Origin of the sequence: Flavobacterium sp. Root186 (assembly GCF_001428525.1) — a bacterium.
In the GTDB taxonomy this organism is placed as follows: Bacteria; Bacteroidota; Bacteroidia; order Flavobacteriales; family Flavobacteriaceae; genus Flavobacterium.
The window spans coordinates 455029-479073 of record NZ_LMHW01000013.1 but is presented as its reverse complement, the minus strand read 5'-3'; the positions used below and the strand labels follow the sequence as shown (position 1 = coordinate 479073).

General features: G+C 36.5%; 9 protein-coding genes. 8 read left to right on the top strand and 1 reads right to left on the bottom strand.

Annotated elements, in window-relative coordinates:
• Nucleotides 1–41: 41 nt before the first annotated feature.
• The 8 genes from ASD98_RS15340 (at nucleotide 42) to ASD98_RS15300 (ending at nucleotide 23032) form a co-directional block, all read left to right on the top strand.
• Nucleotides 42–3212, top strand: a complete 3171-nt coding sequence (locus ASD98_RS15340; protein WP_056205956.1) for a TonB-dependent receptor — start codon at nucleotides 42–44, stop codon at nucleotides 3210–3212.
• A 97-nt stretch (nucleotides 3213–3309) separates the two neighbouring features.
• Nucleotides 3310–3783 carry a DUF6495 family protein gene (locus tag ASD98_RS15335; RefSeq protein WP_056205955.1) on the top strand — a complete coding sequence of 158 codons (474 nt, stop codon included), beginning with the start codon at nucleotides 3310–3312 and terminating at the stop codon, nucleotides 3781–3783.
• Nucleotides 3784–5028: 1245 nt separating this feature from the next.
• Nucleotides 5029–11916 carry a hypothetical protein gene (locus ASD98_RS24425; RefSeq protein WP_242412123.1) on the top strand — a complete coding sequence of 2296 codons (6888 nt, stop codon included), beginning with the start codon at nucleotides 5029–5031 and terminating at the stop codon, nucleotides 11914–11916.
• A gap of 621 nt (nucleotides 11917–12537) precedes the next feature.
• Nucleotides 12538–17169, top strand: a complete 4632-nt coding sequence (locus ASD98_RS24420; protein WP_242412130.1) for a gliding motility-associated C-terminal domain-containing protein — start codon at nucleotides 12538–12540, stop codon at nucleotides 17167–17169.
• A gap of 44 nt (nucleotides 17170–17213) precedes the next feature.
• Nucleotides 17214–18146, top strand: a complete 933-nt coding sequence (locus ASD98_RS15315) for a type IX secretion system membrane protein PorP/SprF (RefSeq protein ID WP_056205951.1) — start codon at nucleotides 17214–17216, stop codon at nucleotides 18144–18146.
• An 11-nt stretch (nucleotides 18147–18157) separates the two neighbouring features.
• Nucleotides 18158–20095 carry an OmpA family protein gene (locus ASD98_RS15310; protein WP_056205950.1) on the top strand — a complete coding sequence of 646 codons (1938 nt, stop codon included), beginning with the start codon at nucleotides 18158–18160 and terminating at the stop codon, nucleotides 20093–20095.
• Between the two features lie 248 nt (nucleotides 20096–20343).
• A complete protein-coding gene (ligA, locus tag ASD98_RS15305) occupies nucleotides 20344–22347 on the top strand; it encodes an NAD-dependent DNA ligase LigA (RefSeq protein WP_056205949.1) in 2004 nt (667 codons plus the stop codon).
• Complete coding sequence (locus tag ASD98_RS15300; protein WP_056205948.1) at nucleotides 22337–23032, top strand: hypothetical protein; 696 nt, start codon at nucleotides 22337–22339, stop codon at nucleotides 23030–23032. Before ligA ends, ASD98_RS15300 begins: the two co-directional genes overlap by 11 nt.
• Here ASD98_RS15300 and ASD98_RS15295 read toward each other — a convergent pair.
• On the bottom strand, nucleotides 23018–23929 hold the full coding sequence (locus tag ASD98_RS15295; protein ID WP_056205947.1) for a bifunctional UDP-sugar hydrolase/5'-nucleotidase: 912 nt from the start codon (nucleotides 23927–23929) through the stop codon (nucleotides 23018–23020). The genes ASD98_RS15300 and ASD98_RS15295 overlap by 15 nt on opposite strands.
• Between the last annotated feature and the right edge of the window lie 116 nt (nucleotides 23930–24045).

Below are 24045 nucleotides of genomic sequence, written 5' to 3'. Positions count from 1 at the left end.
TGCCTAATTTTGAGTGAATTAACTCACTCAAAACCAGGAAAATGAAAAAACTATTTGCATTAATGTTATGTGTGTTGGGACTCACCGTAACCACAGGACAGACCACAACGTCGAGTATTAAGGGTATTGTAAAAAGTTCAGGAAATGAACTATTGCCTGGAGCTGGTATCTTAGCAGTTCATACTCCAACTGGAACTAAATATTCTGCTGTTTCCAATGAAAATGGAAGATTTAATATTTTGAATATGAGAATTGGCGGGCCTTACAAGATTTTAGTAACGTTTGTTGGGTATCAAACTCAGGAATATAATGACATATATCTGGATTTAGGAAAACCATTTAATATAGATGTACTTCTTGCTGATGAAAGTCAGACTCTTGAAGAAGTTAAAGTTACCTCGAAAGATAAAGTTTTTAAAAGTGGAAAAACTGGTGCCGAGACAACAATTGGAAGAAGAGAGCTAACAGCGCTTCCAACAATTTCAAGATCAGCAGAGGATTTTACCCGTCTTGAGCCAACCGCGAGCGGAGGATCTTTTGGTGGTAGAAATGATCAATATAACAATTACTCCTTAAACGGAGCAGTTTTTAATAATCCTTTCGGGCTTGATGCTGCAACTCCCGGAGGACAAACGGGTGCTCAGCCCATTTCGTTAGATGCAATTGAACAGATTCAGGTTGCTACAGCTCCTTATGATGTAACTTTATCCGGTTTTACAGGAGCTTCTGTAAATGCAGTTACGAAATCGGGAACGAATGAAATTCATGGAACTGCTTATGCTTTTTACAGAAATCAGGATTTAACGGGAAGTAAAATTAAAGGAGAAAAAATATTTGTGCCTTCATTAGAGCAGACTCAGGCAGGATTTAGTTTGGGTGCGCCAATCATTAAAGATAAATTATTCATTTTTGGGAATTTTGAAATCGATAAACGAAGTGATCTTGGTTCTAATTTTGTGGCTAATAATAATGATGGTGTTACCGGAATTAATGAATCAAGGGTTTTGGAATCTGATTTAATCGCAGTTTCCGATGCCTTGGGGAAGTTAGGTTATAATACGGGTGCTTATCAGGGATTTAAGCATGAATCAAATTCAAGCAAAGGAATTATAAAATTAGATTGGAATATTACAGATGATCATAAATTAGCTGTAATTTATAATTTTCTTGATGCTTCAAAAGATAAGCCGGCTCATCCAACAGCATTAGGTTTTAGAGGGCCAAATGCTTCCATACTGCAATTCCAAAATTCAGGATATCAAATTAATAATAAATTGAGTTCCTTTTTAGTGGAGCTGAATTCTAAATTTAGCGAATCTGTATCGAACAAGCTGCAGGCAGGTTATACTCATTTTGATGATTACAGAGAGCCGTTTTCTGTTCCGGCACCTGTAATAAATATTCAGGATGGAGCAGGATCAAATTATATTATTGCTGGTCATGAACCATTTTCAATAAATAATACTTTAGATCAAAAAGTAATTCAAATTACTGATAATCTAACGTATGCTGTTAGTAATCATGCTTTTACTTTTGGAACTTCTTTTGAAAAATTTGAATTTAAAAATTCTTTCAATTTAGCGGGTTATGATAATTTTGGAAATCCAAATGGATACGCTGGAACATTCTTTACGCCCTATTTTACAGTACAAGATTTCTTAAATGATGCTGCGCAGCCCTATGCAACAAGTATTATTGCGCAAAATCTTCAGTATGCACAAGATACATATAATGCTAAAAGCCAATTTGCTGTAGGCAGCGACGGTGGCTGGAAACTGGCAGAACTAAATGTTGGGCAGTGGGCGCTTTATGCTCAGGATGATATTAGTATAAGCAATGATTTTAAATTGTCTTTTGGTTTAAGAATTGATAAACCGTTGTATTTTAATACTGCTGATTTGATTCAAAAATATATCGATACTGATAATGGAGGAGCAGGAAGGGATAACAATATTGATTATTATAATCCTCAAACAGGAGAGGCAGTAAAGTTGATTTCGACAGATTTACCTAGTGACAGGATTTTATGGTCGCCTCGTATAGGTTTTAACTGGGATGTAAAAGGGAATGCAACTTCACAGCTTAGAGGAGGATCTGGAATTTTTACAGGAAGAATTCCGTTTGTTTGGTTAGGGAATCAGGTAAGTGGTGCAGATGACAGCTTTTTACAAATTATGGATCCGGATTATAAATGGCCGCAAGTATGGAGAACGAGTTTAGGATACGATCATAGATTTGAAAGTAATTATATCGTAACGCTTGATTTGTCGCTTAATAGAGATATTAATGCGGTACATGTACAAAACTGGGGATTAAAACCTCCAACAGGAGTATTGGCAGGTGTAGATAACAGGGCTATTTATGTTGCTGCAGATCATGGTGCAAATAATGCCTATGTAATGACGAATTCTAATAAAGGAAGTGCTTTTAATGCTTCTGTGAAAGTGCAGAAAACATTTGTAAACGGATTGTATGCAAGTATTGCTTATAATTATATGAAATCAAAGGATGTTAACTCTATTGAAGCAGAAATTACCGGAGATGCTTTTTCTTTTAATCCTGCTTTAGGAAATGTAAATAATGATGTGCTTTCGAATTCTAAATATGGTGATAATAACCGTTTTATTGGTGTAGCTTCAAAAAAATGGAAATACGGAAAGGATAAATGGGCGACTACAGTTTCTGCATTTTTTGAATATGCTCAGGGCGGACGTTTTAATTATACATATGGAGGAGATATTAACGGAGACGGTTCTACGGTAAATGATTTGATTTATATTCCAACAACTGCAGAAATTGGCCAAATGACTTTTAGTGGTGCTGGTCAGGGGGAGGCTTTTGATAAATTTATTTCGCAGGATAAATATATGAAAGATCGTAGAGGGCAGTATGCTGAGCGTTATGGTGCTATATCGCCTTGGAGAGGACGATGTGATATTAAATTATTGCAGGATTATAATTTTAAATATTCATCAGCATCTGAAAAAACAAACACTATTCAATTTAGTATTGATATCTTAAATTTCGGAAATTTATTAAATTCTGATTGGGGTGTTGTTCAGGTGCCAACCAGTGTTCAGCCTATTGGGGTGACTGTTGTGGGGAATACACCAACTTATACGTTTAATAATACCCAGACAAAAACGTTTAGTTATGATGCTAGTTTAACATCGAGATGGCAAGCTCAATTTGGTGTTAGGTATATTTTTTAGTAATGACAAAAAAGTTATAAATTTGCCCTCGCATTTGCGAGGGCTTTTTTTTGTTATTAAAAGTTCTTTTTAAAGCGTTTAAACAATAAAAAAATAGATGAAGTACACAAGATTAACAAAAGAGCAGTTTGATGAATTACATGCAGAATTTGCAAGTTTTTTAGCAACTCAGGCAATAGATAAAGCAGAGTGGGATTCTCTTAAAATAAATAAACCAGAAGTTGCAGAACAGGAACTGGATGTTTTTTCGGATTTAATCTGGGAAGGTGTTTTAGGCAGGGCGGAATTTTTAGAGCATTTTTCAAAGAATCATATCTTTTTATTTCAATGTTTTGATACTTATGTTCAATCTATAGTTTTGAAGTCTTTAGTTTCGGAAACTGATTTTTTAACTAAAGAAGGGCTGCAGTGGCTTAGTGATAATATGTTTACTGAGAATATCGAAATGAAAGTTGGAAAAAAGGTCTTTACTGAGGATAGAAATTCTTCTGTTTTTGAATTGATCAAACAGGGCGCTTTTTTAAGTGAAGGACAATTATTTACTCAAATTAATACAATTTTAGAATCTTAGGTTGTAATAAGTTCATTTTTAAAATATTATAAAAGGATAAGCGATTGTGTTAATTGTTTATCCTTTTTTTAATTTTTTAACTATTGTTTAAAGTTTTGTGTTTTTGGATACCCGTATTTTTACTCGGTTTTGTAACAATAATTAAAATTTTAAGATTTTATTTAATTTCAGTAAGATTTTGATTATGATATACTTAAAATTGTTAAATATCAATCGATTTCGTAATTTATTTTGTAATTTTAAACTTACAAATATTAATTTTAACACAAAAACAAAAATATTTTTAACCCTTGAAAAATGGGACGTTTTTATATTAAAAATGCCGTATTTTCTTATATTAAGAAAGATTGGCTGATTTTTAATTTTCACTACGCATTAAAAAAATAGGAATTTTATACTTGTTTTTTTGTTTTGTTTTTTTTAATTTTAGAATACAAAAGTTAAACAAAATATTTTTGAGGTTTTTTCAATAAAAATCAAGAGAAAATTTATCTGTTGGACTTTTAAGATCAAAGAATATATTATGTAATAATTATAATCGAATCGGCTTTGTAATAATAACTTCTAACCGCCCTGCTTATGGAACTGACATTTACTTTCTTTATTATTGAGTTTGCATTAGGTCTTCCTATCATTTTAGCTTTACATTTTATTATTCTGAAGAAAAATAAACTTCTTCCTGCTTTTGATTATCTTTCTTTTGTTACAGGCTTTTTTCAAAAGTTTTTAATATTCAATTCTAAATATTTAAAGTGTTGTCTGCATTGTGTAGACGATCACGTTGTCCGTTAAATTTTATTTTAATGGACAAACCTTTAATGTCTAATTGATTCAATTTAGATTTTGATTTGAGATAGGTCAAAATCATAGAAAGAGTAATCAACTTTCTATTTGAAATTAGTTAAATATTATTGAATTAAAATTCTCCCCCCTACACTTTAAATTTTCTTTTATGAAAATTAATTTTAAAACAAATCACTTCATTTGGAAGATTGATGTAGATCAATATTTCCCAAAAGTTTCGAGATTTTTTTTATTTGAAGAAAATAAAAAGGACTCAATTGTATACTTCGGTATACTAGACACAACGTAATTTTTTTATTGAAAATTTAAACTATAGTCTTTATGTGCTAAGGATTTGTTTTAGAGTTTAACTAATTGATTTTTAATATTTTTTTTAATTGCCTAAGCATACGTGCTTATGGCAGCAGGTATTTTATTGTCCATTTTCTAATCTTCCAAATTATGAAAAAAAAATTTACTTTTTGTAGTCTCAACTTTCAGAAGAGATTATTCGGACTATTATTTTTATTCTTATTATGCACGACTTCATTTGCGCAGACTATTTGCAGACCAACGTCTCAAACAAATAGTCAGGGCGGATTATTGTGCGTGGGATTAAATGTTGATAGTCCGGCCAACGCTTATGACAGCGCTGGCTTAACGACTTTTGCAACCCTGACCAATGCTGTTGGAGTAGGCTGTTTCGTCGAAGAAACATTGACCTTGAACCAGACGGCAAGAGCAGGAGATCAAATTGCAATTTATTTTGGTACAGGAAATGGTTTGCTGGATGTTGGATTATTATCTAATGCATCTCTTCAAACCAAACTATCTGGCGTAAATGTAGGTTCAAGTGTGGCTTTAAATAGTCCGCTGCTGAACTTAAATTTGCTTAATGGAAACACCATAGCAGTTGCAAAGTACACCTTAACAGGTGATGCAAATCAAGTCCAAATTCAGGTTGGAGGACTTTTAAGTCTTTTAGTCAGCTTACGAATTTATGATGTTCGATTGGAATTTGCACAGCCTACAGTTGCTGGCGGTTTAACGCAAACGGTTTGTGCCGGAGCTACACCAACGCTTACAGCAACTCCAGCTGCAGGAACTACACTTGCATGGTATAGTTCAGCAGCGTCGACAACGCCATTAATAACAGGAAACAGTTTTACAACTCCTGCATTAAATGCTAATACGACTTATTATATTGGTATTTCCCGTGCAGCTGGATGCGAAGGCAATGTTCGAGTACCAGTTGTTCTTAATGTTTCTAATCCAGTCGCACCAGCGGTTAATAACGCTGGAACTGCTATTTGTTCAACGGGACCAACACAGCAGACTACTTTAACACTTTTAAACCCAATTCCGGGAACAACATACTCCTGGTATTCTGTTGCAAACGGAGGAGTAGCATTGGCAACCGGAACAACATATTCACCTACAGTACCTTTGGGTACTACAACTTTTTATGTAGAAGGTGCAATAGGAAGTTGTATAAGTCCTACACGAACTGCAGTGAATGTAGTTTCTACAGCAGTTCCGGCGACGCCAACTGTTTTAACACAAAGTGTTACGATTCAGTCAGGTCAAAATGCAACCTTAAACGCAACAACTTCTGAAGTTGGGGCGCAATTAAATTGGTATGATGTGCCTACAGGCGGAACACCAGTTGCAACAAATACACCAACTTTTACAACGCCTATTTTAACTGCAACAAAAACATATTATGTTGAAGCCCAAAGTCCAAACGGAAGTTGTGTTAGTGCAGTAAGAGTTCCAATAACGGTTACTGTTCAGCCTGCAGCTTTAGGCGGTTGTCTTGAAGCGAGCAGCCAGCAGACTACTCAAAATGGTTTATGTTTATTATGTAGTTCCACAAATCCAAATAATTCGGTAGATGGAAATCCTGCAACAGCAGCGAGACTTACCGTTCCAATTGGTTTAATTAATGGATGGGTTCAACAGACATTACAATTTACTAATCCGGGTAAAACGGGTGACATCGTTGATGTTGAATTAGAATTACCAGGCGGATTAGCTGATCTTTCATTACTAGGAGCAGTTAGTCTGGCAACGTATAATGGAGCAACTTATAATAATGACAGAGTTTCAATTACCAATCCGTTAATTACTCTACAATTATTAAGCGGCGATCGTTTTAGAGCCAGCGTAGTTGCCGGAGCAAATTTTGATCGTGTAGAAATTCGACTAGGAGGGCTGGCAACAGTGCTAACAAGTTTAGATATTTATCAGGCAACTTATAGATATAAAGCTCCAGTTATATCAGGAAATACAACTGTTTGTAATGGACAAACGACAACATTAACCGCTGCTCTTGCAGTTGGCGAAACTGTTAATTGGTATAGCGCAGCGACTGGGGGAGCTTCACTAGCTTCTACAGCCGCATTTACAACTCCGGCTTTAACAACAGCAACAACTTATTATGTTGAAATAACAAGAAATGGCTGTGTTAACAGTGAAAGAAATCCGGTTCAGGTTTTAGTAGATAATCCTGTATTGCCTGTAGTTAATGCTTCTCCATCAACAATATGCAGCGGACAATCAACAACATTGACAGTTCAGACTCCGGTGGCAGGTACTACTTATAACTGGTATGATGCTGCATCAGGAGGGAATTTGGTATTTACAGGAACTTCATTTACTACACCGGCTTTAACAGCAAATACAAATTATTATGTTGAAGCGGTTATTGGAAATTGTTCAACGCCTACGCGTACGGCTGTAAATCTTATAATTAATCCGCTGCCAGCAGTGCCAACTTTTGCATCAACAGATGTTATTATACAATCAGGTCAAACGATAGCATTATCAGTTTCTAATCCTGTTGCAGGCGTTTCTTATAATTGGTACGATGCTCCAACAGGTGGTTTACCGATAGCTTCTAATACAACATCATATACTCCAAGTCCTGTTTTAACAGCTAACAAAACATATTATGTTGAAGCCGTTGATGCAACAACTAATTGTATAAACCCTACAAGAGGAGTTGTAAATGTAATTGTAATAAATAATGTGAGTACATGTTTACAAGCAGGAACTCAGGTAACAAGCACAGATCCGGGGTTATTATGTGTTCTTTGTAATGCAACAAATCCGAATAATTCTGTAGATGGCGATATAGATACCTATGCTCAGCTTACCATAACTGCTGGCGTATTAGGAAGTTATATCCAACAGCATCTGACTTTTGCTACACCAGGTCAAGCGGGTGATATTATTGATGTAGAATTAGAAGTTCCTGGTGGGCTTCTTGACATAAGTGCTTTATCTTATATTACTCTTGGAACTTTTAATGGAGCCACAGATAATAATGACAGAGTAGCAATAAATAATAATTTATTGAACGTTCAATTATTATCAGGAAATAGATTTAAAGCTAGTTTTACTGCAACTGCACCTTTTGACCAAGTTGAAGTTCGATTTGGAGGAGGAGTTTCACTATTAACTAACTTATATATTTATGGAGCTTCTTACAGATTTCCAAATGCTGTAATAACAGGAGCCTCAGCGCCAATTTGTTCAGGACAGACGGCTTCTTTAACAGCTTCTTCGACAGGTACGGAAACCTTTACATGGTATGACGCTCCAACAGGTGGAAATATTGCAGCGGTTAATCCAACTCTTCCGTTAACTTCTACTACAACATATTATTTAGAAGGAACTCGTGGAGGAGCTTGTATTAATAGTTTACGTCAGGCTGTTACAGTTACAGTTTTACCAATTCCTACAGATGCAGATGTTACAGTTGCAACTCCAGTTGAGACTACTTGCGCCGGAGGTGCAGTATTAACTCCAACATCATCAACAATTACAGGAGCTGAGTTTAAATATTATACAGATCAAAATAAAACTCAGGAAATTATAACAGGAACTGTAGTTGCAAGTCAGCCCGGAGTAACATTTACGAAAGATGCTATAACAGGAGAACTGACTATAGCAGGCTTAAATGCTGCAGGAACACCTTATAATTATTTTGTTTCAATTTTAAATGGCGGAACTTGTGAAAATGTAAACGGAACATTAAAACAAGTAACTGTTAACTTCCCTTCAACTACTGTTTTAACTGTAAACTCAACATTGACAGGCTGTGGAAGTGCTAATTTAAGAAATGCGATAACTAATTTTGATTCAACAGGAAATACAACTTATACTTTCTATGATCCATCAAATAATGTAATTACTGCAGATGCTGCAGCTAATATTACACTAAGTGGTGTTTATTCAATTTTGGCTCAGGAAAATGGAGTTACTTGTCCTTCAGTACAGCAATCTGTAACAGTGACCATAAATGCATTGCCAAGTTTGGTTGTAACAAACCCTTCAGAGTCAGTAAATATAGGTTCAAATGTTACCTTAACTGCGACATCGACAGGAACAATTTCATGGTTTGATCCGCAAGGAAATGCTTTAACAGGGCCAACATTCACTACCGGAGTTTTAAATACACCGGGAGTTTACACTTATACAGTTGTAGCCAGCGACGGAATTTGTTCTGCAACAGCAACAAAAGTTATTAATGTAATTGATCTTAGCAGCTGTCAATCTTTAACAGAAAGAGTTTATGCTACTGCACAAACATCAGGATCAATAATTACAGGTACTGTTACTGACGGAGCAAATGCAGTTGATGCTGATCCACAGACATTCTCTACAATTACAACAGGTTTAGGCCTTTTAGGAGTTGGCACAACCTGGCAAAATTTAACATGGCCGTCGCCAATTGTAAAAGGAACACCAGTAACTATTAAACTGGGTTCTGAATTAAGTTTATTAGCAGTTGGTCAAAATTTATCAGTAATTGGAACAATTGGAGGAGTTGATATTGGAACAATGCAGTCTGTATCAGGTTCTTTATTGAATTTAATTTCCGGAGATAATACGTATGAGTTTACTTTTGTTCCATCAGACGCTTCGGGTCCGCAGGATTATGACGGAATCCGTATTCAGTCAGCTTCATTATTAAGTGTGGCTCAAAATACAAAAGTATTCGATGCACATTATAACAGATCAGTTGCAAGCGCAGCTTGTACACCTGGAGATATCCGCGATATTTTTTATGGCGCAACTGATTTAGGAGTTGGAGCTGTTACAACTGCAGTAGGAGTGAATGATGCATGGAACATTGCAGACAATGACATTACAACTTTTGCAACAATGTATAGCGGATTAGGAGTTTTGGCTGCTGCCGATTTAACAGTTGAATTTAAAACACCATCTGTTGTAAGTGATTCGCTAAGAATTGTCATCTCAAAACCGGGAGCCCTTCTAGATGTTAATTTATTGACTGGATTTAGTATTCAGCGTTATCTGGGAAGTGTTGCCGTGGGAGCGCCAATTCAAAATACGAGTACGCTATTGAGCTTAAGATTATTACCAGGAAATTCAATGGCAATGGTTTTAGCTTCTTCTCCAACAGAAGTTTATGATAGAGTAAGAATTCGTTTAGGAGGAGTTGCAGGAGTATTAGATTTCTTAAGAGTTCATACAGTCGAAAGAGTTGCAAACACAACCATAATAGGAGCCGATCCGGAAAATAAAATAACGGTCTGCCCTGGAACAGATATAACGCTTCAAATACCCGAAGAAGCCTGTTCAACTTATATCTGGTATGATGCACCAACAGGTGGAACTGCAATTGCAACAGGAATTACTTATACAGTACCAGCAAGTTTACCAGCGGGAATCTATAAATACTATGTTCAGCCAGTACGTTATGGCTGTGAAACTTTTGCAAGAGGAGAAGTAACAGTTGAAATTAAAGCTTCAACTCCTGTAAATGCTTTAACAAATATTACTTTAAATGGCGGAACAACAACTTCAATTTGTTCTCCATCAGGAACTGTAACTTTAGCAACAAGTTTAAGCGGAACACCAGTTGTAACAAATCCTATTTATTACTGGTATAGCTTTAACGGAACTACAGCTCAGTTGATTTCTGGAGAAACAACTGCACAGTTAATCGTTAACGGATTAGCTCCGGGAACATATACCTATTATGTAGGAGTTAGCGGAGATCAATTTTGTGAAACTGCAGTTGCAGACAGAAAACAAATTACATTTACAATTCTGCCTCCTTCAACTGTAAATGATATTTTAGTTGATGATTTAACAGTTTGTCACAGCGTGCCAGCATCATTAACTCCAACTGCACCAACATTAACAAACCCGGTATTTACCTGGTATTTAGATGCAGCCAGAACACAGCCAATAACAAATGGTTCTGTTATAGCAGGAGTTACTTATACAATTAATGCAACTGGTGTTTTAACAGCTGTAGGATTAACAAAAGCAATGAGCCCAATTACTTATCACGTGGCTGTTGCCAGCGATAATACTTGTGAAAATCTTGCAGGAACATTACAAGATGCCGTAATTATCATAAGTGATCCAAATACACCAACAACTACAGATGCAACACAAGATTTCTGTTTAGTTGATGCACCAACAATTGCAAGTATTCAGGTAAATGAATCAAATGTAGTTTGGTATAATGTTTCAACAGGCGGAACAGCGATTCCATCTACAATAGCATTAACAACAGGAACTTATTATGGAGCAGCAACAGACGCTATTACAGGTTGTGAAAGCAGCGTAAGATTAGCAGTTGCAGTTAGCGTAACAGATCCGGGAACTCCAACAACTACAGATGCCACACAAGATTTCTGTTTAGTTGATGCGCCAACCGTTGCCGACATTCAGGTGAACACGCCAGCTGTAGGCACCATAGTTTGGTACACAGCTGCGACAGGCGGAACAGCGATTCCTACTACAACAGCATTGGTAACAGGAAACTACTACGCTTCAATTTTAAATCCAACAACAAACTGCGAAAGCAATGTTAGATTAGCAATTGCAGTAAGTGTTACAGATCCGGGAACTCCAACAACTACAGATGCAACACAAGATTTCTGTTTAGTTGATGCACCAACTGTTGCCGACATACAGATAAACACGCCAGCGGTGGGAACAATAGTTTGGTACAGTACAGCTACAGGCGGAACAGCAATTCCAACAACAACAGCTTTAGTAACAGGAACATATTACGCTTCAATTTTAAGTGCTACAACAAACTGCGAAAGCAACGTTAGATTAGCAATTGCAGTAAGTGTAACAGATCCGGGAACACCAACCACAACAGATGCCACGCAAGATTTCTGTTTAGTTGATGCGCCAACCGTTGCTAACATTCAGGTAAATACACCAGCAGTAGGCACAATAGTTTGGTACACAGCTGCGACAGGCGGAACAGCGATTCCAACTACAACAGCATTGGTAACAGGAACGTACTACGCTTCAATTCTAAATTCAACAACAAATTGCGAAAGCAATTGACTTCCTTGTCACCAAATAGTTATCCGNTTGGTAACAGGAACGTACTACGCTTCAATTCTAAATTCAACAACAAATTGCGAAAGCAATGTTAGATTGGCAGTTGCAGTAAGCGTAACAGATCCGGGATCGCCAACTACTACAGATGCCACTCAGGATTTCTGTTTAATTGATGCACCAACCGTTGCCGACATTCAGGTAAATACACCAGCAGTAGGCACAATAGTTTGGTACACAGCTGCGACAGGCGGAACAGCGATTCCAACTACAACAGCATTGGTAACAGGANACATTCAGGTAAATACACCAGCAGTAGGCACAATAGTTTGGTACACAGCTGCGACAGGCGGAACAGCGATTCCAACTACAACAGCATTGGTAACAGGAACGTACTACGCTTCAATTCTAAATTCAACAACAAATTGCGAAAGCAATGTTAGATTGGCAGTTGCAGTAAGCGTAACAGATCCGGGAACGCCAACTACTACAGATGCCACTCAGGATTTTTGTTTAATTGATGCACCAACAGTTGCCGACATTCAGGTAAATACACCAGCAGTAGGCACAATAGTTTGGTACACAGCTGCGACAGGCGGAACAGCGATTCCAGCTACAACAGCTTTAGTGACTGGAACATACTACGCTTCAATTCTAAATCCAACAACTAATTGCGAAAGCAATGTTAGATTAGCAATTGCAGTAAGTGTAACCGATCCGGGAACACCAACTACTACAGATGCCACTCAGGATTTCTGTTTAATTGATGCACCAACAGTTGCCGACATTCAGGTAAATACACCAGCTGTAGGCACAATAGTTTGGTACACAGCTGCGACAGGCGGAACAGCGATTCCAACTACAACAGCTTTAGTAACAGGAAATTATTATGCTTCAATTCTAAATCCAACAACAAACTGCGAAAGCAATGTTAGATTAGCGATTGCCGTAAGCGTAACCGATCCTGGAACGCCAACGACAACAGATGCTACACAAGACTTCTGTTTAGTTGATGCGCCAACCGTTGCCAACATTCAGGTAAACACACCAGCTGTAGGCACAATAGTTTGGTATACAGCTGCGACAGGCGGAACAGCAATTCCAGCTACAACAGCTTTAGCAACAGGAAACTACTACGCTTCAATTCTAAATCCAACAACTAATTGCGAAAGCAATGTTAGATTGGCAGTTGCAGTAAGCGTAACAGATCCGGGAACACCAACTACTACAGATGCAACACAAGACTTCTGTTTAGTTGATGCGCCAACCGTTGCTAACATTCAGGTAAACACACCAGCTGTTGGAACAATAGTTTGGTACACAGCTGCTACAGGCGGAACAGCAATTCCAGCTACAACAGCTTTAGCAACAGGAACATATTATGCTTCAATTTTAAATCCAACAACCAACTGCGAAAGCAACGTTAGATTAGCAATTGCAGTAAGTGTAACAGATCCGGGAACACCAACTACAACAGATGCAACACAAGATTTCTGTTTGGTTGATGCACCAACTGTTGCTAATATTCAGGTAAACACGCCAGCCGTAGGAACCATAGTTTGGTATGCAGCTGCGACAGGTGGAACCCCAATCGCTTCTACGACAGCTTTGACTACAGGTACTTATTATGCATCAATTTTTAACGGAACAACAAATTGTGAGAGTGCGGTAAGATTAGCTGTTGCAGTAAGCGTAACCGATCCGGGAACACCAACAACTACAGATGCAACACAAGATTTTTGTTTAGTTGATGCGCCAACCGTTGCCAACATTCAGGTAAACACACCAGCTGTAGGCACAATAGTTTGGTATACAGCTGCGACAGGCGGAACAGCGGTTCCAGCAACAACAGCTTTAGTAACAGGAACATACTACGCTTCAATTCTAAATCCAACTACAAATTGCGAAAGCAACGTTAGATTAGCCATTGCAGTAAGCGTAACCGATCCTGGAACACCAACCACTACAGATGCAACACAAGATTTCTGTTTAGTTGATGCGCCGACAGTGGCCGACATTCAGATAAACACACCAGCGGTAGGAACTATAGTTTGGTATACAGCTGCGACAGGCGGAACAGCAGTTCCAGCAACAACAGCTTTAGCAACAGGAACATATTACGCTTCGATTCTAAATCCAACAACTAATTGTGAAAGCAACGTTAGATTAGCAGTTGCAGTAAGTGTAACAGATCCGGGAACACCAACAACTACAGATGCCACACAAGACTTCTGTTTAGTTAATGCGCCAACTGTTGCCGACATTCAGGTAAATACACCAGCGATAGGAACAATAGTTTGGTATACAGCTGCTACAGGCGGAATAGCAATCGCTTCTACGACAGCTTTGACGACAGGTACTTATTATGCATCAATTTTTAACGGAACAACAAATTGTGAAAGTGCGGTAAGATTAGCTGTTGCAGTAAGCGTGACTGATCCGGGAACACCAACCACTACAGATACTACGCAAGATTTCTGTTTAATTGATGCACCAACCGTTGCCGACATTCAGGTAAACACACCAGCGGTGGGCACCATAGTTTGGTACACAGCTGCGACTGGCGGAACAGTGATTCCAACTACAACAGCTTTAATAACAGGAACATATTACGCTTCAATTCTAAATCCAACAACAAATTGTGAAAGCAATGTTAGATTAGCTGTTGCGGTAAGCGTGACTGATCCTGGAACACCAACAACTACAGATGCTACGCAAGATTTCTGTTTAGTTGATGCGCCAACCGTTGCCGACATTCAGGTGAACACACCAGCGGTAGGAACCCTAGTTTGGTATACAGCTGCTACAGGCGGAACAGCAGTTCCATCTACAACAGTATTAGTAACAGGAACATACTACGCTTCAATTTTAAATGCTACAACAAACTGCGAAAGTAATGTTAGATTAGCAGTTGCAGTAAGTGTAACCGATCCTGGAACACCAACAACTACAGATGCAGCACAAGATTTTTGTTTAGTTGATGCACCGACAGTTGCTGACATTCAGGTAAATACACCAGCAGCAGGAACAATTGTTTGGTACACAGCTGCTACAGGCGGAACAGCAATTCCTTCAACAACAGCTTTAGTAACAGGAAACTACTACGCTTCAATTCTAAATCCAACAACCAACTGCGAAAGCAATGTTAGATTAGCAATTGCAGTAAGCGTGACTGATCCGGGAACACCAACCACTACAGATACTACACAAGACTTCTGTTTAGTTAATATACCAACTTTTGCAAGTATTCAGGTAAATGAATCAAACATTATTTGGTACAGTACAGCAACAGGTGGAGCAGCGATTCCAGCCACAACTGCTTTGACAAATGGAACTTATTATGCTGCTATTTTAGATCCGGCAACAAATTGTCAAAGTGCTGTAAGATTAGCAATTGCAGTTACTGTAACAGATCCTGTTACACCAACTACTACAGATGCTACACAGACTTTCTGTTCTGGAAATACACCAACAGTTGCTAACATTCAGGTAAATGAAACAAATGTAGTTTGGTATACAACTGCTACAGGCGGAACAGTAGTTCCAGCGACTACAGCTTTGGCAACAGGTAATTATTATGGAGCAATTCAGGATCCGATAACAGGATGTGAAAGCAGCGTGAGATTATTAGTTGCAGTTACAGTTGGAAATACAATTAATCCAACAACAACAAATGCAACTCAGAGCTTCTGTTCAACAGCTTCTCCAACAATTGCAAGCATTCAGGTAAATGAAAGCAATGTAACTTGGTTTAGCACAGCAACAGGTGGAACAGCAATTCCGGCAACTACAGCATTGACATCAGGTATCTACTATGGTAATATTGTAGATCCGGCAACAGGTTGTGAAAGCTCAACTCGTTTACAAGTTACAGTAACAGTAACAGATCCGAGTCCAACGCCAACTACAACAGATGCTACACAGGATTTCTGTTCAATAAATGCACCAACAGTTGCCAATATTCAGGTAAATGAAGCAAATGTGATTTGGTATACTTCTGCTACAGGCGGAACAGTACTTCCAGCCACAACAGCTTTAGCAACAGGAAATTATTATGGAGTTGTAGCAAGTGCTATAAATTGTGAAAATCCAGCGAGATTGGCAGTTGCAGTAAATGTAAATACTCCGGGTATAATTACAACGCCAAATACAACACAAACGTTCTGTTTATCTAAACTGCCAACGTTAGCAAATATCTTGGTTAATGAACCAAACGTTGTTTTCTATGCTGCAGCTACAGGCGGAACACCACTGCCAGCAGGTACATTGCTAACAGCGGGCACCTATTATGCCGCCGCTCTTAGCAATACAACAAACGGATGTGAAAGCGCTGCAAGATTGGGTATTACAATTGCCTTTGAAAATGATGCTTTAGTACAGCTTACAACTACAGATGACACACCGTGTGTTTTCCAAGGAGTAACCTATTCAATTGCAAATGGAAAATCAAATTATGTTTGGTCAGTTACAAACGGAACAATCACTTCTGGCGGAGGAACTGCAGATGGATCTGCAACAATCTCGTGGTCAGACATTGGACCAGGAAGAGTTGAGGTTACTTACACAAATAATTGTGATGAAACTACAACTAAATTCCTAAACGTAACAGTGGCAACATGTTCTGATATAACAATTACGAATGTGGTCGATAATCCAACGCCAAATTTTGGTGACAATGTAACATTTACAATAACAGTAAACAATGTTGGCGAAGGAGGTTTCATCAATACACTTGTTAGTGATTTATTACCAACAGGATATAATTTAGTTAGCTCTAATGCATCAACAGGAACATTTAATCCGGCGACAGGACTTTGGATAATTCCAACACTGCCTGCAGGACAAAGTGTAACGTTAACAATAGTTGCAGAAGTACTTTCAAGCGGAAACTACTTAAATGTTGCTACTATCGAAAACTCAACTCCTTTAGATGTCGATGCAACAAACAATTCAGCTTCAGCCTCGGTTGAGCCAATTTGTTTAACAGTTTACAATGAGTTTACACCAAATAATGATGGAGCAAACGATTTGTTTAGAATTGATTGTATCGAAACACATCCTAACAATGAGTTAAAAGTTTTTAATAGATATGGTGCATTAGTGTACAGCAAAGCGCACTATGAAAACGATTGGGACGGAACTGCAAATGTATCCGGAGTAGTTAATAGAGGAGATATGCTGCCAACAGGTACTTATTTTTATGTGATTACCATTGGAGATGGAACGGTTAAAAAAGGATGGTTATCAATAATGAGATAACATTCTATTAATCATCTAATTAATTAAACTAAATAAGTATCGTTATGAAACTATATATAAAACCATTAGAAACGTATTTAATTTTAATATGTTCTCTTATTACAGTTTGTGTCAGTGCACAACAAGATCCTCAATATACGCAGTATATGTATAATACAATGGCGGTAAATCCGGCTTATGCCGGATCTACCGGCACTCTCGAAGCCACGCTTTTACATCGTTCACAATGGGTAGGAATTTCAGGGGCACCAGAAACACAGTCGTTTTCCATTCACGGACCGCTTTCAAATGAAAAAATCGGTTTGGGATTGAGTGTAGTTAACGACAAAATTGGCCCTTCAAGTGAATTATACCTTGACGGAAACTTTTCTTATTCATTACCTCTGGGGTACGAAAAAAGATTAGCATTTGGTATCAAAGCAGGTATGAGAATGCTAAATATAGATTGGTCTAAAGGAAGATACTATAATGACAATGATGTTCTTCTAAACCAAAATATAGACAATCAAATGAAATTGGCAGTAGGAGCCGGAATTTACTATTACACAGAAAAATGGTATTTAGGATTCTCTATTCCAAGTTTTATTGAAAACAATTATTATGATGATGTACAGGAATCAATAGATTACGATCGTTTGCATTATTATTTAATGGGAGGGTATGTTTTTGATTTGAACCCAAATTTAAAGTTCAAACCAGCATTTTTAGTAAAAGCAGTAAGCGGAGCACCAATTACTGCTGATATATCGGCGAATTTTATGATTGCTGAGAAATTTGTTATTGGAGGATCATATCGAACAGATGATTCTGTAAGTATTCTGGCAGGTTTTCAAATATCTCCTAGTTTTTATCTAGGTTATGCTTTTGATTACACTACAAGTCAATTGAATAAATACAATGATGGAACACATGAATTCATCCTGCGTTATTCATTCAATAAAGGACAAAGCAAAATTAAATCTCCTCGATTCTTCTAAAAACAAAACATATGAAAAAATTATATATCCTAAGTTTAGTCTTGAGCATTACGTTTAGTTTTGCTCAAAAGACTAATTTAAAGAAAGCTGATGCTTTGTTTAAAAATTATTCATATACAGATGCATCAAAGGCTTACGAAGAAATTTTACAGAATATTAAAAGTCCGTCGACACAAACATTAAAAAATGCCGCAGACTCGTATTATTTTATTTCTGATGCACGAAATGCCCTTAAATGGTATAGAAAACTATACGAAGCGCAGGGCAATAACCTAACTGATATTTACTATCTAAGATACATTCAAACCATGAAAGCAGTCATGGATTATGATGAAGCAGATAGAGTAACCAAAGAATATCTGGATAAAAAAGGAGATCAAAAGGAAATAGACCGCTATGTTGCTCAGAAAAAGCAATTGGATAGTCTGGCGAAAGCAAAACCTCTGTATCAAATAAAAAATCTCGATATCAATACCAGTAAATCTGATTTTGGAACCACTTTTTTTCAGGAAAAAATTGTCTTTACTTCGGCAAGAGATACAACCAAGTTTAGCGAAAAACTATACACTTGGAACAATCAGCCATTCCTGAATTTATATGTTTCCGAAAGAAATCCAGCAGATGGAAGCCTTTTCAATGAAAGTTTGTTTATACCAAATGTAATGAGCAAATATCACGAAGCAACAGCCACATTTGATGCAGCAGGAAAAACAATTTATTATACGACTAACATTTTAAAGAAAAACAAATTAGTTGTTGATGGTGATAAAGTCAATAATTTTCAAATTGTTAAAGGTGATGTTGTAGATAATAAATTAGAAAATCCGCAAAACGTATTTTTTAGCAGCGATGATTATTCTGTTGGGCATCCTTCTTTAAGCGATGACGGAAAGTGGCTTTTCTTCGCATCAGATATGCCGGGCGGGTTTGGTGAAACCGATTTGTATGTGGTAAAAATTTCTGATGACGGAACAATGAGTACACCGCTCAATCTTGGTCCAAAAATCAATACAATTGGTAATGACCTTTTTCCTTATTACAGAAACGGTATGCTTTATTTTTCTTCAGATGGACATTATGGTTTAGGAGATTTAGATGTTTACGAAAGCAAATTTTTGTCAGACGGAACTTTTACAACACCCAGAAATCTTGGCGCTCCAATAAACAGTAACAAAGATGATTTTGCTTATATCGTTGATAAATCAGATAATTACGGTTACATTTCATCAAACAGAGCAGGAGGAAAAGGCGACGATGATATTTATTCTTTTGTAAAAGGAAAACCGGTCTGTAACCAAAGCATTTCAGGAATTGCTGTTGACAGAAAATCGAAACTTCCATTATCAGATGTTACCGTTATGGCTTACAATTCTTTTAAAGAAGTTTTAGGCGAAACAAAAACAAACTACGAAGGAAAATACGCCATTGTCGTTCCATGTAATAAAGTGGTTAATATGATTGCTGCCAAACCAAATTACAGCAGCGATGAAAAAACCGTAGAAACAACAAAGGAAAACGAAGCTGAAATTCCAAATATCAATTTTGAACTTAGCAATTATGACGATTTAGTTGTAAAAAAGAAAGGTGTTGAAAAAGTAGATGTTAAACCAATTTATTTTGACTATGACAAATACGACATTACACCTTTGGCAGTTGAAGAATTGACGAAAGTAGTTTTCATCATGCAAAAATTTCCAAACATCAGAATCAAAATTGAATCACATACAGATTCAAGAGGAAAAGATGCTTATAACTTAAAACTTTCAGATAATAGAGCAAAATCAACAAGAGATTATATCATCTCACAGGGAATTGATGCTTCAAGAATCGAAAGTGCCATTGGTTATGGTGAAAGCCGATTAATCAATAAATGCAAAAATGGAGTGAAATGTACTGAAGAAGAACATTTGTTAAACAGACGCTCCGATTTCATCATTATTCAAAAATAGTACTATATTTTAGATCTAATTTATTGATAATTAAATTTTAAAGTATAGACATAGAAACCATTTGGAAGTTGGTTTTTTAAAATTCTTTTTTAAGAATAATGGACAAGGAGAAAATCAGGCCGCAAGTTTTTGCTGCCTGATTTTTGATTTTATAAAACTTTTGTGTTTAATGTTATTTAAACAAAAATAATCCTAATTTTGATATTCATTTTATTTTTAAGTCAAAATCAGCATTATTTTACCAGTTTATGAGTATTCAGGAAACCATTCAAACATTAAGAGACGAACTTAATCAACACAATTACAACTATTATGTGTTGGATAACGCCACAATTTCTGATTACGATTTTGATATTAAACTAAAAGAACTTCAGGATTTAGAAAATAAACATCCTGAGTTTTTTGATGAAGATTCACCAACCCAAAGAGTAGGCGGAGCCGTAACAAAAAACTTCAAAACCATTGCGCACCAATACAGAATGTATTCTCTTGATAATTCGTATTCGAAAGAAGATTTAATTGATTGGGAAAACAGAATTCAGCGCGTTCTGGGAAATGTAAACCTGCAATATACCTGCGAATTAAAATACGACGGGGCTTCAATCAGTATCTCTTATGAAAACGGAAAATTGGTTCAGGCGTTAACGCGCGGTGATGGTTTTCAGGGAGATGAGGTGACCAATAACATTAAAACAATCAAATCAATTCCAATCAAATTAAAAGGAGATTATCCTGAAAAATTTGACATTCGAGGAGAAATTATTCTTCCGCATGCAGGATTCGAAAAAATGAATCAGGAATTGATCGAGATAGGAGAAACTCCTTATTCAAATCCAAGAAACACAGCTTCGGGAAGTTTAAAATTGCAAGACAGCGCAGAAGTTGCAAAACGTCCTCTGGAATGTTTATTGTATTTTGTAACAGGAAACAACCTTCCGTTTAAAACTCAATACGAAGGATTAGAATCGGCCAGAAAATGGGGATTCAAAGTGCCAAACGAAGCCAAGTTAGTCAATAACATGCAGGAAGTTTTTGATTTTATTGACTATTGGGACATACATCGTCATCAATTACCTTATGAAACAGATGGTGTTGTAATCAAAGTAAACAGCATACATTCTCAGGAAGAATTAGGATATACGGCAAAATCACCGCGCTGGGCAATCGCATACAAATTCAAATCAGAGCAGGTTTCAACCAAATTAAAATCAATATCTTATCAGGTTGGGCGAACAGGAGCCATTACTCCGGTAGCTAATCTGGAACCAGTTCAATTGGCAGGGACTATTGTAAAAAGGGCTTCTCTTCATAATGCAGACCAAATTGAAAAACTGGATATTAGAATAAATGATACCGTTTTTGTTGAAAAAGGAGGAGAAATTATCCCTAAAATTATTGCTGTAGATTTAGACAAACGTCCAGAAAATTCAGAAATAACACATTACATAACGCATTGTCCGGAATGTCAGACCGAACTGGTTCGAAATGCCGGAGAAGCAAATCATTACTGTCCGAATTTTTATGGTTGTCCTCCGCAGATAATCGGAAGAGTGCAGCATTACATTTCGAGAAAAGCAATGGATATCGAAGGACTTGGCGGAGAAACAGTGGCGCTGCTTTTTAAAAATAATTTAGTTCACAATTATGCCGATTTATACGAATTAAAAGTTGAAGATATTTTGCATCTGGAAAGAATGGCGCAAAAATCAGCTGAAAATTTGGTAAAAGGAGTAGAGAAATCAAAAGAAATTCCATTTGAAAGTGTTCTGTTTGCACTTGGAATTCGTTTTGTTGGAGAAACCGTAGCCAAAAAACTGGCGAAACATTATAAAAATATTGACGCTTTAAGCCAGGCTTCTTTAATGGATCTAATTCTGGTGGATGAAATCGGAGAAAGAATAGCCAAAAGCGTGATAGAGTTTTTTGAAAACGAAGAAAATAAAATCATAATTGAACGCCTTAAAAGTTATGGAGTTCAATTTGAAACCGTAGAAAGAATAAACCCAAATGCTACCGAGAAATTTATTGGAAAAACTTTTGTTGTTTCAGGAGTTTTCAGCCAATTTTCGAGAGACGATTTAAAAAAGACAATTGAAGATAACGGGGGAAAAGTAGGAAGTTCGATTTCTGCAAAAACCGACTTTGTCGTGGCGGGAGATAACATGGGACCGGCTAAATTAGAAAAAGCAAATAAATTGAATATCCCTATACTATCTGAAGATGATTTTATAACTAAACTAAATGAAGGCTAATAAACCATCGTTAATTTTATTCTTCCTGGCGTTACTGTTTACAATTATTTTTGATTGGACAGAACAAGATTTCCTTGCAATTTATGCTAAGGCAATAGTGCTGCCTGCCATTTTTATTTATTTTTTAATCAGTATTGAGTTCAAAATCAAGAAAACGGAAAGCTTTATTTTTCTATTTTGCTTTATAGGTCAGGTTTTTGACCTTATGGATGTTGAGGTTTCTGAAATTGGTGCCGTAATAAGTTTTCTGGCCGTGTACGCCTTAATCATGAAACTTTTTATAGTAGAACACGAAAAAATTAAACTACAGAAAAAGGATATTTTACCAATATCTCTAGTAATAATTTTTATTGTTTATTTGCTTATTTCAGTACTCAGCATGAAATTTGACAACACTAAAAGCTTTGATTACGTATATATTATCTACGGAATAATTCTCAGTTATATAAGCTATTTCTCTTTTGTAAGTTATATTACAAAAGGCACATTTATAACCCTTTTAATGTCATTAATGGCAGTAAGTTATATATTTTCAGATATATTCTACATCTTCAACGAATACTTTTCGCACTCCGTAGTTTTAGTTCTAATTCGTGATATTACACAAATTTTAGCCTACTACTTTATGGTCGAATATTTTCTCGAAAAAACAAAAATGCATAAAAGAGCCTTATACAATAATTGATCTCGCCTGATTGCTGTGTGCTTTATCTTTATCAAAATAAAAATCGATACGGCCTAAATTGATTCCGTAACAACCAACCTGATTAACCAATACTTCTTTTCCTGCTTTATTTTTTACAATAGTAGGTTTGTCAAGAAAAGTGTGCGTATGTCCGCCAATAATTAAATCGATATCCTGTGTAAGTTCCGCAAATTTTAAATCAGAAATTTTCGAAGGCTCGTCTTTATATTTATATCCAAGATGTGAAAGACAAATTACCAAATCGCATTTTTCTTCCTGTTTCAATAAACGTGTCATATCCTGAGCAATTTCAACCGGATTATTATAAACAGTTTCTTTATATAATTGCTTATCAACTAAACCCTGAAGCTCAATTCCTACACCAAAAACACCAACCTTGATTCCGTTTTTATTGAAGATTTTATAAGGTTTCACCAAACCGTTCATTATGGTATTTTTAAAGTCGTAATTAGAATTTATAAATTCAAAAGTCGCATGAGGCATTTGAGCATATAAACCATCAAGACCGTTGTCGAAATCATGATTACCAATAGTCGATGCATCATATTTCATCATACTCATCAGTTTGAATTCCAATTCACCGCCATAATAATTAAAATATGGAGTTCCCTGAAAAATATCACCCGCATCTAACAAAAGTACATTTGGATTTTCCCTGCGAATCGTTTCGATAAGTGCTGCACGACGAGACACGCCACCTTTATTTGGGTTACGCGGATCATCAGCCGGAAACGGATCTATATGACTGTGAACATCGTTTGTATGCAGAATAGTTAAGTGTTTTATATCGTCATTTCCAAAACTGCTCAAAGACAATCCTAAACTTAATAAGGCAGTGCTTGCAGCTGTTTTTTCGATAAATTCTCTTCTTTTCATTTTGTATATTTTTTGAGGGGAACTTTATATTTTGGTATTTTTTTTGCCACGAATTTCACGAATTTTCACAAATTTAAAATTGTCAAAAAAAATAATTCGTATTAATTTGTGAAATT

Bases quoted from the DNA above. Each gene is read 5' to 3' on its own strand.
- ASD98_RS15340 (WP_056205956.1), top strand. From the start codon at position 42: ATGAAAAAACTATTTGCATTAATGTTATGTGTGTTGGGACTCACCGTA.
- ASD98_RS15335 (WP_056205955.1), top strand. From the start codon at position 3,310: ATGAAGTACACAAGATTAACAAAAGAGCAGTTTGATGAATTACATGCA.
- ASD98_RS15300 (WP_056205948.1), top strand. From the start codon at position 22,337: ATGAAGGCTAATAAACCATCGTTAATTTTATTCTTCCTGGCGTTACTG.
- ASD98_RS15315 (WP_056205951.1), top strand. From the start codon at position 17,214: ATGAAACTATATATAAAACCATTAGAAACGTATTTAATTTTAATATGT.
- ASD98_RS15310 (WP_056205950.1), top strand. From the start codon at position 18,158: ATGAAAAAATTATATATCCTAAGTTTAGTCTTGAGCATTACGTTTAGT.
- ASD98_RS15295 (WP_056205947.1), bottom strand. From the start codon at position 23,929: ATGAAAAGAAGAGAATTTATCGAAAAAACAGCTGCAAGCACTGCCTTA.
- ASD98_RS24425 (WP_242412123.1), top strand. From the start codon at position 5,029: ATGAAAAAAAAATTTACTTTTTGTAGTCTCAACTTTCAGAAGAGATTA.
- ligA (WP_056205949.1), top strand. From the start codon at position 20,344: ATGAGTATTCAGGAAACCATTCAAACATTAAGAGACGAACTTAATCAA.